Source organism: Streptomyces sp. NPDC046931, assembly GCF_040644655.1.
Taxonomy (GTDB): Bacteria; Actinomycetota; Actinomycetes; order Streptomycetales; family Streptomycetaceae; genus Streptomyces.
This window is the reverse complement of record NZ_JBEYWX010000002.1, coordinates 162,500-177,983: the sequence shown is the minus strand read 5'-3', so window position 1 is coordinate 177,983 and position 15,484 is coordinate 162,500. Positions and strand designations below refer to the sequence as shown.

Below are 15,484 nucleotides of genomic sequence, written 5' to 3'. Positions count from 1 at the left end.
CGTGGGCCCATCATAGGAATGCGGATCGCGCCATGTGATGACCCAGGGGTGGTGAATCGGGGAAGGACCCCCGGTCACCGCGGCTTTCGCCCTAAATGGACGGTGCTTTCCCTGCTGCGACCAGGTGCGTCACCCGCCTGCGGGCAACCTGCGCGTCACCCTTCCGCGGGCGGCCGGTGTGCCACCCGTGGCTCACCGACGGGCTACCCTCGCTCGGGGGACCGGGGCGGGCTGACGGTGGTGCGGGGCTGCCGCCGCTGGGACGATGTGCGCACGATCAGCTCCGTCGGTATGACCTGCTCGACCGGCTGGTCCGAGTCGATTCCCTCGATGGCGTCGATGAGGAGCTGGACCACGGCGGTACCGATCCGGCGCGGTTTGAGGGAGAGCGTCGTGACGGGCGGCTCGGTGTTCGCGTACACGGCGGACTCGCTGCAACAGACGAGCAGCAGGTCGTCGGGGACGCGCAGTCCGTAGCGGCGGGCGGCCGCCAGCAGATCGGTGCCGTTCGGGTCGAAGAGCCCGTAGACCGCGTCGGGGCGGTCGGGGCGGGCCAGCAGCCGGTCGGCGGCGACGGTGCCCGCGCCCGGGTCGTGGGCGGGATAGGCCTCGTAGACGGGCTCTTGTCCGACGCGCTCGCACCAGTTCAGGTAGGCGGTCGTGGACAGATGGGTGTACGTGTCCGTCGTGGTGCCGGTCAGCAGCCCGATACGGCGGGCGCCGGCGGCGGCCAGGTGGTCGAGGATGCCGAGGACCGCGGCCTCGTGGTCGTTGTCCACCCAGGCGGTGACGGGAAGGGAGCCGGCCGGCCGGCCGTCGGAGACGACCGGTAACCCCTGCCGGACCAGCTCGCTGACCACCGGGTCCTGGTCGGACGGATCGATGACGACCGTGCCGTCCAGAGCGACGTTCGACCAGACGTCGTGGCGCGAGGTCGCGGGCAGGATGACCAGGGCGTAGCCCCGGGCGAGCGCCGCGGAGGTGGCGGCCCTGGCCATCTCCGCGAAGTACGCGAACTCGGTGAAGGTGAAAGGTTCATCCCCGTACGTGGTCACCGTCAGGCCGATGAGGCCTGACTTGCCGGTGCGGAGGGTGCGGGCGGCGGCGGAGGGCCGATAGCCCAGCCGGTCGGCGACCTCGCGGACATGGCGTCGGGTGGCGTCCGGCAGTCGGCCCTTGCCGTTGAGGGCGTCGGAGACGGTCGTGATGGAGACTCCGGCGGCGGCGGCCACGTCTCTGATGCCCGCCCGGCCCGGCCGGCCGCCTCGGCGGGAGGTCTCCGCCCGGCTCACCTGGTGCTTCCCTGCTGCTGTCATGGCGAGCCGATAGTAGGGCTCATGCGGTGGGGTAGTGCGGACGCATATGCACGCGTTGACAGGCACGTTTCTGCACGGTCAGCGGTAGGTAAATGCCTTTGAATGCAAGGTAGTTGAACGGCCGGAGGTCAGTACGTGACGTGTCGGCACGCATGAGCCTGCCAAGTTCGCCATATTTCGAAGAGGTCTCAACTCACCTTCACGGGGGATGCGCGCCACGGCGCGAGCCACCAGCGCGTGCGGCAAAGGGCGACGCGCCCCCCGATATGTGCGCTTTTCCTGTGGTGATGCGTCCGGGTTCGTACGGTGAAGCGCTCGGCTTCGTCCGGCGCCCTCGGGTTCGCACCGTGATGTGCTTGGTTCCGTGCGGTGATGCGCCCGGTTTCCGGTGCGGCACCACGGAGACGGAAGCGGTTGTCCACAGCCCATTCGCAGGGGCGCCGAATCCTCATAAGGTGAGAAGCATTGGAAGCCGGTGGCGGTCATGAGCCGGTGCGTGCGCGAGGAGGACTGCGGTGAGCGAGACGAGCCCGAGGCTGCGTGCCGAGCTGGACGGTATCCCCACCTACCGGCCCGGCAGGCCTGCGGCATCCGGCGGACCGGTGGCCTACAAGCTGTCCTCGAACGAGAATCCGTATCCGCCGTTGCCGGGCGTGATGGAGAGCGTGATCGAGTCGGCCGGGTCGTTCAACCGCTATCCCGACATGGCGTGCACGGGCCTGATGCACGAGCTGTCGGAGCGTTTCGGCGTGCCGCAGTCCCACCTCGCGACCGGCACGGGCTCGGTCGGTGTCGCCCAGCAGCTGCTCCAGGCCACAAGCGGCCCGGGCGACGAGGTGATCTACGCCTGGCGGTCCTTCGAGGCGTACCCGATCATCACGCAGATCAGCGGCGCCGCTTCGGTGCAGGTGCCGCTGACCGCGGGCGACGTGCACGACCTCGACGCGATGGCGGACGCGATCACCGACCGGACCCGGCTGATCTTCGTCTGCAACCCCAACAACCCGACCGGCACCGTCGTGCGGCGGGCCGAGCTGGAGCGCTTCCTGGACCGGGTGCCGCGCGATGTGCTGGTGGTGCTCGACGAGGCGTACCGGGAGTTCATCCGTGACGTCCAGGTCCCGGACGGGGTCGAGCTGTACCGCGAGCGGCCGAACGTCTGTGTGCTGCGTACCTTCTCCAAGGCGTACGGTCTCGCCGGGCTGCGTGTCGGTTTCGCGATCGCCCATGAGCCGGTGGCGGCTGCGCTGCGCAAGACGGCGGTGCCCTTCGGTGTGAGTCAGGTGGCGCAGGTGGCGGCGGTCGCCTCGCTGCGCGCGGAGGACGAACTGCTCGGCCGGGTCGGCTCGCTGGTGTGCGAGCGCAAGCGTGTGGTCGACACACTGCGTGGCCAGGGCTGGACGATCCCCGAGACCCAGGCGAACTTCGTGTGGCTGCGGCTGGGGGAGCGCGCGGTCGACTTCGCTGCCGCCTGCGAGCAGGCCGGCGTGGTCGTGCGGCCGTTCCCGGGCGAAGGGGTGCGGGTCACGATCGGTGAGTCCGAGGCCAATGACATCTTCGTGAAGGTGGCGGAGGCCTTCCGCAGGGAGCTCTAGGCCCACGGGCTCAGGGAGGCGGGCCGCCGTCCGGCGGCCCGCCTCTTGGCGTGCGATCCCCAAGCCCGGACGGGCCCCGGGGCCGGTGGTCTCTCTTGGAGACCCGTTTAGGGACCCCCACCTGTTCAACCTCGAACCTCTATGCGCCATAATTGCTTGTGAATGTGAACGCGTTCACAAAGCCGCCCGGATTGCTCCTGATAGGTGTGACAAATGGGGGCAAGCTGCCGCTTGTGACCACGGCGACGTAAGGAGAAGACGACGTGGACCTGGCCTTGGCGCCGGAGACCCTGGCGCGCTGGCAGTTCGGCATCACCACCGTCTACCACTTTCTGTTCGTCCCGCTGACGATCTCGCTCGCCGCGCTGACGGCCGGCCTCGAGACCGCCTGGGTACGGACGGAGAAGGAGAAGTACCTCCGGGCGACGAAGTTCTGGGGCAAGCTCTTCCTGATCAACATCGCGATGGGTGTGGTCACGGGCATCGTCCAGGAGTTCCAGTTCGGTATGAACTGGTCCGACTACTCGCGCTTCGTCGGTGACGTCTTCGGGGCGCCCCTCGCGTTCGAAGCCCTCATCGCGTTCTTCTTCGAGTCGACCTTCATCGGGCTGTGGATCTTCGGCTGGGACAAGCTGCCGAAGAAGCTCCACCTCGCCTGCATCTGGATGGTCTCCATAGGCACGATCCTGTCGGCGTACTTCATCCTCGCGGCCAACTCCTGGATGCAGCACCCCGTCGGCTACCGGATCAACAAGGCGAAGGGGCGCGCCGAGCTCACCGACTTCTGGCACGTCCTCACCCAGAACACCGCGCTCACCCAGGCGTTCCACACCCTGACCGCGTCCTTCCTCACGGGCGGCGCGTTCATGGTCGGCATAGCCGCCTACCACCTGCTCCGCAAGAAGCACGTCACCGTGATGAAGACGTCGCTGCGGCTGGGCCTGGTCACCGTGGTCATAGCCGGCCTGCTCACCGCGGTCAGCGGTGACCTGCTCGGCAAGGTGATGTTCAAACAGCAGCCGATGAAGATGGCCGCCGCCGAGGCGCTCTGGGACGGCCAGGACTCCGCACCGTTCTCGATCTTCGCCTACGGCGATGTGAGCAAGGGCCACAACAGCGTCGAGCTGTCCGTGCCCGGCGTGCTGTCCTTCCTCGCCGACGACGACTTCGGTTCGTATGTCCCCGGCATCAACGACACCAACAAGGCGGAGCAGCAGAAGTTCGGCCCCGGCGACTACCGCCCCATCGTTCCGGTCACCTTCTGGGGCTTCCGCTGGATGATCGGCTTCGGAATGGCGTCCTTCGCCCTGGGTCTGGCCGGACTCTGGCTCACCCGCAAGAAGTTCATGCTGCCCCCGCATCTGCGGGTCGGTGAGGACGAGGTGCCGCATCTGGTCCTCTCCCGGAACAAGGTCCTCGGCCCGGTGCTCACCACGTGGTACTGGCGCATCGCGATAGGGACCCTGGCGTTCCCGCTCATCGCCAACTCCTGGGGCTGGATCTTCACCGAGATGGGCCGTCAGCCGTGGGTCGTCTACGGAGTGCTGCGCACCAGAGACGCGGTCTCCCCCGGTGTCTCCCAGGGTGAGGTCATCACCTCGATGACCGTGTTCACGCTGCTCTACGCGATCCTCGCGGTCGTCGAGGTCAAGCTGCTCGCGAAGTACGTCAAGGCCGGACCGCCGGAGCTCACCGAGTCCGATCTCCACCCGCCCACCAGGATCGGCGGCGACTCCCGGGACGCCGACAAGCCGATGGCCTTCTCCTACTAGGCCGAGGGAGCGCTCACCTCATGCAACTTCACGACGTCTGGTTCGTCCTCATCGCGGTTCTCTGGACCGGCTACTTCTTCCTGGAGGGCTTCGACTTCGGGGTCGGCATCCTCACCCGGCTGCTGGCCCGCGACCGGCCTGAACGGCGGGTACTGATCAACACGATCGGCCCCGTCTGGGACGGCAACGAGGTATGGCTGCTCAGCGCGGCCGGCGCGACCTTCGCCGCGTTCCCCGAGTGGTACGCGACCCTCTTCTCCGGGTTCTATCTGCCGCTGCTGATCATCCTTGTCTGTCTGATCGTGCGCGGTGTCGCCTTCGAGTACCGGGCGAAGCGGCCCGAAGAGAGCTGGCAGCGCAACTGGGAGACCGCGATTTTCTGGACCTCGCTGATCCCGGCGTTCCTGTGGGGGGTGGCCTTCGGCAACATCGTCCGGGGCGTGAAGATCGACCAGCATCTGGAGTACGTGGGCAGTGTCTGGGATCTGCTCAACCCCTTCGCGCTCCTGGGTGGACTGGTGACCCTGACCCTGTTCACCTTCCACGGAGCGGTGTTCACGGCGCTCAAGACCGTCGGGGACATCCGGCATCGGGCACGGAGGCTGGCCCTGGCGGTCGGACTGGTCACCACCGGGGTGGCGCTGCTCTTCCTCGGCTGGGCGCAGGTCGAACAGGGTGACGGCAAGAGCCTGGTCGCCCTGGCGGTGGCGGTCTGCACTCTCGTCGCGGCACTCATGGCCAACCAGGCCGGACGTGAGGGATGGGCGTTCGCGCTCTCCGGCGTCACCATCGTGGCAACGGTCGCGATGCTCTTCCTGACGCTCTTTCCGAACGTCATGCCGTCCACGCTCAACGCCGACTGGAGTCTGACGGTGAGCAACGCCTCGTCGAGCCCCTACACCCTGAAGATCATGACCTGGTGCGCCGGCATCGCCACACCGATCGTCATGCTCTACCAAGGCTGGACCTACTGGGTGTTCCGCAAGCGCATCGGAACCCAGCACATCGCCGCCGACGCGGCCGCCGGCGCCGTGCACTGAGTCTGGTGGGTGGGGTGTTTCACGTGAAACTCCCCACCCGCTCCGAAGGGCGTGTTTCACGTGAAACCGATCGATCCCCGTCTCCTCCAGTACGCGCGCGCCACCCGCCTCTTCCTCCTGGCGGTCATCGGTCTGGGCGTCGTCGGAGCGTCACTGGTCATCGCCCAGGCGATGCTGATCGCCCAGGTGGTGGTCGGTGCCTTCCAGCACCATGACTCCGTTGCCGCGCTGGGTACCCCGCTGCTGCTTCTGGCGGCCGTCGCGGTAGGTCGTGCACTGATCTCATGGCTCACCGAACTAGCCGCCCACCGAGCGAGTGCGGCGGTGAAGTCCGAACTGCGGGGGCGACTGCTGGAGCGCGCGGGAGCGCTCGGTCCCGGATGGCTGAGCACCCAGCGGACCGGGTCGCTGGTCGTCCTGGCCACGCGAGGAGTCGACGCCCTCGACGACTACTTTGCGCGCTATCTGCCGCAGCTGGGACTCGCTGTCGTCGTGCCGGTGGCCGTGCTCGCACGGATCGTCACCGAGGACTGGATGTCGGCGGCGATCATCGCCGCCACGCTGCCGCTGATCCCACTCTTCATGACTCTCATCGGCTGGGCCACGCGTTCCCAGATGGATCGTCAGTGGCGCTTGCTCTCCCGGCTGTCCGGGCACTTCCTCGACGTGGTCGCAGGGCTCCCGACCCTGAAGGTGTTCGGCCGGGCCAAGGCGCAGGCGGAGTCGGTGAAGAGGATCACGGGCGAGTACCGGCAGGCGACCATGCGGACCCTGCGGATCGCCTTTCTGTCGTCCTTCGCGCTCGAGTTGCTGGCCACGATCTCGGTCGCGCTCGTCGCGGTGACCATCGGCATGCGGCTCGTTCACGGCGACATGGACCTGTACATCGGCCTGATCATTCTGGTGCTCGCTCCCGAGGCCTATCTGCCCCTGCGTCAGGTCGGTACGCAGTACCACGCGGCCGCGGAGGGACTCTCCGCAGCCGAGGAGATCTTCACGGTGCTGGAGACACCGGTACCGAACTCGGGGACGCGGCGCCTCCCCGACGGTGAGATCGCCTTCGAGGGTGTAGCCGTGCGCTACCCCGGGCGGTCGTCCGACGCGGTGTCCGCGCTGTCCCTGACGGTCGCACCGGGAGAGACGGTCGCCCTCGTCGGACCGAGCGGCGCGGGCAAGTCCACGTTGCTGAGCGTTCTCCTCGGATTTGTGCCGCTCACCGAGGGGCGCGTACGGGTCGGAGGAGTCGATCTCGCCTCGGCCGATCTGGAGGAGTGGCGCTCGCGGATCGCCTGGGTGCCGCAGCGACCGCATCTGTATGCGATGACCATCGCCGAGAACGTCCGTTTGGCGCGACCCGACGCGGAGGACGCGGCGGTACGCAGGGCGCTGACCGACGCCGGTGCGCTCGAGTTCGTGGACGCGTTGCCCGCCGGGGCCGACACCGTGCTCGGCGAGGAGGGTGCAGGGCTCTCCGCGGGCCAGCGCCAACGGCTGGCCCTGGCCAGGGCGTTCCTCGCCGACCGGCCGGTGCTGCTGCTCGACGAGCCGACCGCGTCCCTGGACGGGACGACCGAGGCGGAGGTCGTGGAGGCGGTGCGCCGGCTGGCGGCCGGACGGACGGTGCTGCTGGTCGTGCACCGCCCTGCGCTGCTCGGGATCGCCGACCGGATCGTCCGCCTGGGCGCGGACGAGTACCCCGCGAACGGTCCTGTGCGCTCCGGAACCGCGCCACTGCCCCGCCCCCGGATGCCGGAGGCGGCCACGACCCCCGACGAACAGCCGTCCCGTCCCTCACGGCGGGGGCGCGGCGGGGTGCTTGCCCGAGTCCGCGCGACGGCCGGCCCCCGCCAGGGGCGGCTGACGCTCGCCCTGCTGCTCGGCAGCCTCGCGCTCGGAAGCGCCGTCGGGCTGATGGCCACCTCCGGATGGCTGATTTCGCGGGCCTCTCAGCAGCCGCCGGTGCTGTACTTGATGGTCGCCGTGACGGCCACACGGGCGTTCGGCATCGGACGGGCCGTGTTCCGTTACGCGGAGCGGCTCGTGTCGCACGATGCCGTGCTGCGGATGCTGGCCGACACCCGGGTCGCCGTCTACCGGCGACTGGAACGGCTCGCACCGGCCGGTCTGCGCACGACTCGGCGCGGCGATCTGCTGTCGCGGCTCGTCGCCGATGTGGACGCGCTACAGGACTACTGGCTGCGATGGCTGTTGCCCGCGTGCGCCGCGCTGGCCGTCTCGGCGGGTGCGGTCGGTTTCACTGCCTGGCTGCTGCCGGAGGCCGGTGCCGTCCTGGCTGTCGGGCTGCTGGCGGCCGGGGCCGGCGTACCCCTGGTGACCGGTGCCGTGGCACGCCGGGCGGAGCGCGCGCTGGCGCCCGCCCGGGGACTGCTGGCGACCCGGGTGGCCGATCTCCTCACCGGGACCGCCGAGTTGACGGTCGCCGGCGCGCTGCCCGCGCGGACCGACGAGGTGCGGCGGACCGACGGGACGCTCACGCGTATCGCCTCCCGCGCGGCGACCGCCACCGCGCTGGGCAGCGGGCTCACCGCGCTTGTCACCGGGCTGACCGTCGCGGGCGCGGCCCTCGTGGGCGCGCAGGCCGTGGCCGACGGACGGCTCGGCGGCGTCACCATGGCCGTCGTGGTGCTCACTCCGCTGGCCGCGTTCGAGGCGGTTCTGGGGCTGCCGCTCGCCGTACAGCACCGGCAGCGGGTGCGCCGGAGCGCCGAGCGCGTGTACGAGGTGCTGGATGCCCAGGAGCCGGTCCGTGAGCCGGAACGGCCGCTGCCGGCGCCGTCGTCGCCCTTCCCGCTCGTCCTCGAAGGGCTGACCGCCCGCCACGACGGGCAGCAGCGCGACGCGCTCACCGGGCTCGGGCTGACCCTCGAACAGGGCCGCAGAATCGCCGTGGTCGGCCCCTCGGGGGCGGGCAAGACGACGCTCGCGCAGGTGCTGCTGCGCTTCCTGGACCCGGCCGCCGGCGCGTACACACTGGGCGGGACGGACGCCCGTGCGCTCGACGGCGACGAGGTACGGCGCATGGTCGGACTGTGTGCTCAGGACGCGCATCTCTTCGACAGTTCGGTACGGGAGAATCTGCTGCTCGCGCGGAAGGACGCTGGCGAGGGGCAGTTGCGGGACGCGCTGGCGCGGGCGCGGTTGCTGGACTGGGCCGACGGGCTGCCCGACGGCCTCGACACACTGATCGGCGAGCACGGCGCCCGGCTGTCCGGCGGCCAGCGTCAGCGGCTGGCGCTGGCTCGAGCCCTGCTCGCCGACTTCCCCGTCCTCGTCCTCGACGAGCCCGCCGAACACCTCGACCTGCCGACGGCGGACGCGCTCACGGCGGACCTGCTGGCCGCCACAAAGGGCCGTACGACGGTGCTGATCACCCATCGGCTGGCCGGCCTCGAGGCGGTCGACGAGGTGGTCGTGCTCGCGGAGGGCCGGGTGGTTCAGCGCGGGCCGTACGAGGAACTCGCCGCGTCGGACGGCCCGTTGCGCGCGATGGCGCAGCGGGAGGCCCAGCGGGCTCTGCCGGGCGAGTGGAAGGAACACACGGGTGCGACGGCGCCGGCTTTCGCCGACGTCTGAGAGGCAGCATCCTCAGGGCAGATCGGATGGAGCAGCGGTGGGCCTCCGGGTGGGGGACGGTACTGGGCCATCCGTACCCGCCTGTTCCTCCGGCCGTGGGACGTCGGCAGGACGGTGGCCGGGACACGGGCCACGATCGTTGACATGCCTTCACTTCTCCGTTCTTCGATAGTCGTTTCTCTTCTCCTGGGGACCGTCACGGCGTTCCCGGCCCGGTCCGCCGCGGCAGGGGGTGGGAGCGGTGCGGCGGGCGACGGCGCGCACATCCGTGCCAGTGCCCGGGTGGCGCAGCTGTACGACCAAGCGGCCACGGTGACGCGGCAGTACGACACCGGGCGCCGGGAGGCCGAGAAGCAGCGCTCCATAGCGGGGCGGGACGAGCAGCTCCTCGCCCGTGAGCGCGGGCTGATCGCGGCCCTGCACCAGGATCTCGGCCGGATCGCGCGCGTCCAGTACGGCCACAGCGGCGGGCTCCCGTACACCGCGCACACCCTGCTCCCGGACAGTGCGAAGGAGGTGATAGCAAGTCAGAGGACGCTCGCCCGGTTGGACCTCACGGTCGGGAACGCGGTCATCCGCAGCCGTCTGGCGGAGGTCGGCCTCGCCGCGGAACGGGTGCGGGCGTCGGCGCGGTGGCGGACACTGCAGAAGCGGAACGGTGAACTGGCCGTGATGCAGCGGGACCTCCAGACCAAGCTCGAGGAGGCGCGCTGGGCGCTGCAGAGACAGGCCGACGCGTCCGCGACCTCGAGAACGTGCCAGGGGGCGGTCCACTTGGACCAGCCACGGCGGAAGGCCAAGCGTTCCTGGATCTCGCCGGTGGAGGCGTACCGGCTCTCCGCGGGGTTCGGCAGCGGCGGCGACCGCTGGGCGCACCGCCACACGGGCCAGGACTTCGCGGTGCCCATCGGCACGCCGGTGCGGGCGGTCGGGTCCGGGCGGGTGGTGCGGGTGACGTGCGGGGGCGCGTTCGGCATCGAGGTCGTGATCAGGCATTCGGGCGGCTACTGCACGCAGTACGCGCATCTCGCCGCCGTCACCGTCGGCCCGGGCGATCGGGTGGGCACCGGACAGTTGATCGCCCAGTCGGGAACGACCGGCAACTCGACCGGACCGCATCTGCACTTCGAGGTCCGGTCCACTCCGGAGTGGGGGTCGGGCATCGATCCCGTGCCGTGGCTGGCGGCGCACGGCGTGCACCTGTGAACTCCCCGGCGGAATACGGCCGATGGCGGCCTGAGTCCGTTACCGGCCCCGGGCCCTCTCCCGCCTACAGCCGTTCCCCGCCCTGCGCCCGTTCCCGGTCTAGCCCGTTCCCGGGCCCCGGGCCTTCCCCGGCCTGCGCCCGTTCCCGGCCCCGGACCTTCCCCCGTTCCCCGCCCCGGACCTTCCCCCGTTCCCCGCCCCGGACCTTCCCCCGTTCCCCGCCTAGGTCCGTTCCCCGGCCTAGGCCCGTCCCCCGCCCAGGCCCGCTCCCGGCCCCGGGCCTTCCCCGGCCTACGTCCGTCCCCCGCCTACGCCTGTCCCCGGTCCGGCTCCCGGCCTACGACCGCTCCGCGAGGATCCGCTCGATCACCACGGCCACCCCGTCCTCGTTGTTGGCGACCGTCCGCCCGGATGCCGCCGCGACGACGTCCGGATGAGCGTTGCCCATCGCGTACGACCGGCCCGCCCAGGTGAGCATCTCCACGTCGTTCGGCATATCGCCGAAGGCGACGACCTCCTCGTGGGAGATACCCCGCTCGGCGCAGCACAGCGCGAGCGTGCTCGCCTTGGAGACGCCGGGCCCGCTGATCTCCAGCAGCGCGCTAGGACTGGACCGGGTGATGGAGGCGCGGTCGCCGACGGCGAGGCGGGCCAGGGTCAGGAAGGCGTCCGGGTCCAGCTCCGGGTGGTAGGCGAGGATCTTCAGCACCGGCTCGTGGGCGCCCGGTGCATCCGGTGCCAGCAGCTTCTCGGCGGGCTCCAGGAGGTCCGGGATCTCCATGTGCAGCTTCGGGTACGCCGGCTCCTGGTGGAAGCCGTACGTCTGCTCGACCGCGTACACCGTCCCCGGTGCGGCGTCCCTCAGCAGCCGTACGGCGTCGAGAGCGTTCTCCCGGGCGAGCTCGCGGACCTTGACGAACCGGTGCGTGCCGGGACCGCCGTGCAGGTCCACCACGGCCGCCCCGTTGCCGCAGATCGCCAGCCCGTGCCCGTGGACGTGGTCGCTGACGACATCCATCCAGCGGGCGGGGCGGCCTGTGACGAAGAACACTTCGATACCGGCCTCCTCGGCGGCGGCCAGTGCGGCGACCGTACGCTCGGAGACCGACTTGTCGTCGCGCAGCAGGGTGCCGTCGAGGTCTGTCGCGATCAGCCGGGGCGGAACGGTGTGGGCCGGGGTCTCCGGCTGTCGGGTCGCTGAGGTCACGGGCGTCATTCTCCCGCATATGCCCGCACGGGCGTGCGTGAGTCCGCGCAATCGTGACTGGTGACGCTCCTCACCAGCGCCGTCACACCCCGTCACACGATGTCATGCGCAGTTCTGCTCAGTCCTGCTCAGTCGAGCTGGGCCAGGGCCTCCATGGCGATCTGCTCGAAGACCTTCTCGTCCGCCGCGAAGCCGGAGTCGGGAATGGGCCAGTGGATCACGATGTCGGTGAAGCCGAGCTCTGCGTGACGGCCGGCGAAGTCGACGAACGCGTCAAGGGACTCCAGCGGCCGTCCGCGATCCGGGGTGAAGCCGGTGAGCAGGATCTTGTCGAGTTCCGTCACATCGCGGCCGATCGCGGCGCACGCCTCGGCCAGCTTCCCGGTCTGTGCGCGCAGGGCCTGCACCGACTGCTCCGGAGTGCCGGTCTCGTACAGCTTCGGGTCGCCGGTCGTCACCCACGCCTGGCCGTGGCGGGCGGCGAGCTTCAGACCGCGCGGCCCGGTCGCGGCCACCGCGAAGGGCAGCCGGGGGCGCTGGACGCAGCCGGGGATGTTGCGCGCCTCGTGTGCGGAGTAGTGCGAGCCCTCGTAGGTGACGGAGTCCTCGGTGAGCAGCCGGTCGAGCAGCGGCACGAACTCGCCGAACCGATCGGCGCGCTCGCGCGGCGACCAGGGGTCCTGGCCGAGCGCGGTGGCGTCGAAGCCGGTACCGCCCGCCCCGATGCCCAGCGTGATCCGGCCGCCGGAGATGTCGTCGAGGGAGATCAGCTCCTTGGCGAGGGTGACCGGGTGCCGAAAGTTCGGCGAGGTCACCAGGGTGCCGAGGCGCAGACGGTCGGTGACGGAGGCCGCGGCGGTCAGGGTCGGCACGGCGCCGAACCACGGTCCGTCCCGGAAGGACCGCCACGACAGGTGGTCATAGGTGAACGCGGTGTGAAAGCCGAGCTGCTCCGCGCGCTGCCATGCGGAACGCCCGCCCTCGTGCCAGCGGACGTACGGCAGGATCACGGTGCTCAGACGCAGACTCATGCCTTCGAGCGTAAGCGGAGGCGCGGGGTGCTCTTTGCGCCGGCTTGTTCGGGCAGGCCCGGACATCAATGGCGGAGGGTCAGCGCGGCCCCGGGGAACGCAGGTATCGCGGTGGAACGGCTTTGGTGAGCCACACCCCGTTCGCGCTCACATGGAAGACATGGCCGTCCCGGTGCATGGCGGCGGCGTCGACGGTGAGGACGACCGGACGGCCACGGCGGGCACCGACCCGGGTCGCGGTCTCGCGGTCCGGCGACAGATGGACGTCGTGCCGGCTCATGGGCTTGAGGCCCTCCGCCAGGATGGCGTCCAGGTGGCGCGCCACGGTCCCGTGGTACAGGTACGCGGGCGGGGTCGCCGGAGGCAGCCCGAGATCGACGTCGATGCTGTGTCCCTGGCTGGCGCGGATGCGGGTGCCCTCGATCGCGAAGCGCTTCTTGTCGTTGGCGGCGACCACGCGGTCCAGCTCCGCGCGGGTGATCCGGAAGCCGTGCGCGGCCGCCGCGGCGAGCAGTGCCTCGATCTCCACCCAGCCGCGTTCGTCGAGCGTGAGGCCGATCCGTTCCGGCTGGTGCCGCAGATGTTTCGAGAGGTACTTCGACACCTTCACGGTGCGCCTCTCGTCATTCCCTTCTGTCACCCTTCCAGCGTGTGGGAGAGGTGCGGATCACGCATTTGATTTTGTTCGGCAGGTTTGATCCACAAGCAAGGGCCGTTATCCACAGGCGAATTGGCGTCGCTGTGGACAACTAGCCTGCTACGGCGAGGCTTTCGTCAACTCATGTCCGAGGAACAACACTTGATGCCCGGTGTGGTAAAAGTGCTTTGTCCTGGCCCGGTTGCCCGAATGGCTGGCTGCGCAGCAGAGTTGACGATCTATCAAATTATCGGAGCCGCACGTTCCAGTGGGCGATCGCCCGCCGCAGACCCGGCGCGAACCGGAACATCAGCCAGGCCGCGCGTGCCTCCGAAGTCACCGTCACGAAGCGCCTGTTGCGCACGACGGCACGGAGGATCGCGTCGGCGACCTTCTCCGGCGGATATCCCCGCAGGCGGTACAGCCGCGCGGCCCTCCGTCGCAGGCGCCCCTCCTCCGCCGCTTCCACGCCCGTGAAGCGCGCGGTGGAGGGGATGTTCGTGTTGACGAAGCCGGGGCAGATCGCCGATACGCCGATGTCCTGGCCGGCCAGTTCGGCGCGCAGGCACTCGCTGAACATCAGGACGGCGGCCTTCGACGTACTGTAGGCGGGCAGCGCCCTGGAGGGCTGATACGCCGCCGCCGACGCGACGTTGACGATGTGGCCGCCCTGGCCCCGCTCGGCCATCTGCCTCCCGAACAGACGGCAACTGTGGAGAACACCCCACAAGTTGACGTCCAGAACCGCGCGCCAGTCCTCGGCGCTCGTGTCGAAGAAGGACCCCGCGAGGCCTATCCCGGCGTTGTTCACCAGCACGTCCACCACCCCGTAGTCGGTGGCGACCCTCTCGGCGAGCCTCTCCATGGCCTGTTCGTCCGACACATCGGCCTTCTCGGCCCACGCATCCGGCGCGCCGAGCAGCCGGGCCTTCTCCGCCGTGCGGGCCGCGCTCTCCGCGTCCCGGTCGACGGCCACCACACGCGCTCCCGCCTTGGCGAACGCGAAGGCCGTGGCCCGCCCGATTCCGCTGCCCGCGCCGGTGACGAGCACGAGTTGTCCCGCGAACCGGTCCGCGTACGGCCCGTTCGCCGCCGGTGACGGTCGCCCGCTCTCGACGGACGTCACGAACCCCGCGATCCACGAGGCCACTTGATCGGGGCGGGTGCGCGGGATCCAGTGCCGGGCCGGCACGGTGCGCCGCGTCAACTGAGGGACCCAACACTCCAGTTCGTCATGGAGCCGCTGCGACAGGAACACGTCTCCGAGGGGGGTGATCAGCTGTACCGGAGCGTGCGCGTACGCGTCGGCGCGCGGATGGCGCAGCCGGGGCCGTACGTTGTCGCGGTACAGCCAGGCGCCGTGGGCAGCGTCCGTGGGCAGCGACGGGGTCGGGTAGTCGCCGCCGGGGACCTTCTCGACGCGCCGCAGGACGTCCGCCCAGCGTCTGCCGAGCGGGCCGCGCCAGGCGAGTTCGGGCAGGGCGGGGGTGTGCAGCAGGTACACGTACCAGGACCGGGCGCCCTGACCGAGCAGTTGGCCCACCCGTCGCGGGGTCGGCCGGCGCACCCGCTGCTTGATCCAGTGCCCGAAGTGGTCCAGGGACGGCCCGGACATCGAGGTGAAGGACGCGATCCGGCCCTCGGTGCGCCGGACGGTGGTGAACTCCCAGGACTGCACCGAGCCCCAGTCGTGCCCCACGAGGTGCACGGGCCGGTCCGGGCTGACCGCGTCCGCGACCGCCAGGAAGTCGTCCGTCAGCTTCTCCAGCGTGAATCCGCCGCGCAACGGCCTCGGTGCCGTCGAGCGGCCATGGCCGCGGACGTCGTAGAGCACCACATGGAATCGGCCGGCCAGCCGGGCGGCCACCTCCGACCACACCTCTTTGCTGTCCGGATAGCCGTGGACGAGCACCACCGTGGGCCGGCCGGGATCGCCCAGCTCGGCCACGCTCAGCTCCACCCCGTCCGCTTGCACCCGGCGCTCCCGCGCCCCCTCAAGTGTCACTTGCCCTCCGCCCGGCCGCGCGGACGAGGCAGCGGTCCTTTCGGCGAACCGCACCGCCGTCCACTCCGGCCACAGTTGGTG

The 15,484-nt window shown here is 70.2% G+C and carries 10 protein-coding genes; 5 read left to right on the top strand and 5 right to left on the bottom strand.

Features of this window, described 5'->3' with window-relative positions:
- Positions 1-203: 203 nt before the first annotated feature.
- Positions 204-1,316 (bottom strand): LacI family DNA-binding transcriptional regulator, encoded by a 1,113-nt coding sequence (locus ABZ876_RS04855; RefSeq protein WP_361774317.1) that lies wholly within the window; start codon positions 1,314-1,316, stop codon positions 204-206.
- Positions 1,317-1,831: 515 nt separating this feature from the next.
- On the opposite strand from ABZ876_RS04855, the gene hisC reads away from it, so the two are divergent.
- The 5 genes from hisC to ABZ876_RS04830 all read left to right on the top strand — a co-directional run bounded on the left by hisC (position 1,832) and on the right by ABZ876_RS04830 (position 10,523).
- The gene (gene hisC, locus ABZ876_RS04850; protein WP_361774314.1) at positions 1,832-2,911 is read left to right on the top strand and encodes a histidinol-phosphate transaminase; all 1,080 of its coding nucleotides are present in this window, start codon (positions 1,832-1,834) and stop codon (positions 2,909-2,911) included.
- Between the two features lie 263 nt (positions 2,912-3,174).
- Positions 3,175-4,683: a cytochrome ubiquinol oxidase subunit I gene (locus tag ABZ876_RS04845; protein ID WP_361774311.1), complete on the top strand. Its 1,509-nt coding sequence runs from the start codon at positions 3,175-3,177 to the stop codon at positions 4,681-4,683.
- A gap of 20 nt (positions 4,684-4,703) precedes the next feature.
- Entirely contained in the window at positions 4,704-5,723 is a 1,020-nt protein-coding gene (cydB, locus tag ABZ876_RS04840; RefSeq protein WP_361774308.1) for a cytochrome d ubiquinol oxidase subunit II, read from the top strand.
- A gap of 60 nt (positions 5,724-5,783) precedes the next feature.
- Positions 5,784-9,317, top strand: coding sequence for a thiol reductant ABC exporter subunit CydD (gene cydD / locus ABZ876_RS04835; RefSeq protein WP_361774305.1), 3,534 nt, complete (start codon positions 5,784-5,786; stop codon positions 9,315-9,317).
- 144 nt (positions 9,318-9,461) lie between these two features.
- A complete protein-coding gene (locus ABZ876_RS04830) occupies positions 9,462-10,523 on the top strand; it encodes a M23 family metallopeptidase (protein WP_361774302.1) in 1,062 nt (353 codons plus the stop codon).
- 337 nt (positions 10,524-10,860) lie between these two features.
- Here the strand turns inward: ABZ876_RS04830 and ABZ876_RS04825 are convergent, their stop codons facing one another.
- The 4 genes from ABZ876_RS04825 to ABZ876_RS04810 all read right to left on the bottom strand — a co-directional run bounded on the left by ABZ876_RS04825 (position 10,861) and on the right by ABZ876_RS04810 (position 15,403).
- On the bottom strand, positions 10,861-11,730 hold the full coding sequence (locus tag ABZ876_RS04825; RefSeq protein ID WP_361774299.1) for an HAD-IIB family hydrolase: 870 nt from the start codon (positions 11,728-11,730) through the stop codon (positions 10,861-10,863).
- A 128-nt stretch (positions 11,731-11,858) separates the two neighbouring features.
- Positions 11,859-12,761: an LLM class flavin-dependent oxidoreductase gene (locus tag ABZ876_RS04820; RefSeq protein ID WP_361774297.1), complete on the bottom strand. Its 903-nt coding sequence runs from the start codon at positions 12,759-12,761 to the stop codon at positions 11,859-11,861.
- A gap of 79 nt (positions 12,762-12,840) precedes the next feature.
- Positions 12,841-13,401 (bottom strand): RNA 2'-phosphotransferase, encoded by a 561-nt coding sequence (locus tag ABZ876_RS04815; RefSeq protein ID WP_361774294.1) that lies wholly within the window; start codon positions 13,399-13,401, stop codon positions 12,841-12,843.
- A 244-nt stretch (positions 13,402-13,645) separates the two neighbouring features.
- Positions 13,646-15,403 (bottom strand): SDR family oxidoreductase, encoded by a 1,758-nt coding sequence (locus ABZ876_RS04810; RefSeq protein ID WP_361774291.1) that lies wholly within the window; start codon positions 15,401-15,403, stop codon positions 13,646-13,648.
- Positions 15,404-15,484: the final 81 nt, after the last annotated feature.

Bases quoted from the DNA above. Each gene is read 5' to 3' on its own strand.
- ABZ876_RS04855 (WP_361774317.1), bottom strand. From the start codon at position 1,316: ATGACAGCAGCAGGGAAGCACCAGGTGAGCCGGGCGGAGACCTCCCGC.
- cydB (WP_361774308.1), top strand. From the start codon at position 4,704: ATGCAACTTCACGACGTCTGGTTCGTCCTCATCGCGGTTCTCTGGACC.
- ABZ876_RS04830 (WP_361774302.1), top strand. From the start codon at position 9,462: ATGCCTTCACTTCTCCGTTCTTCGATAGTCGTTTCTCTTCTCCTGGGG.
- ABZ876_RS04820 (WP_361774297.1), bottom strand. From the start codon at position 12,761: ATGAGTCTGCGTCTGAGCACCGTGATCCTGCCGTACGTCCGCTGGCAC.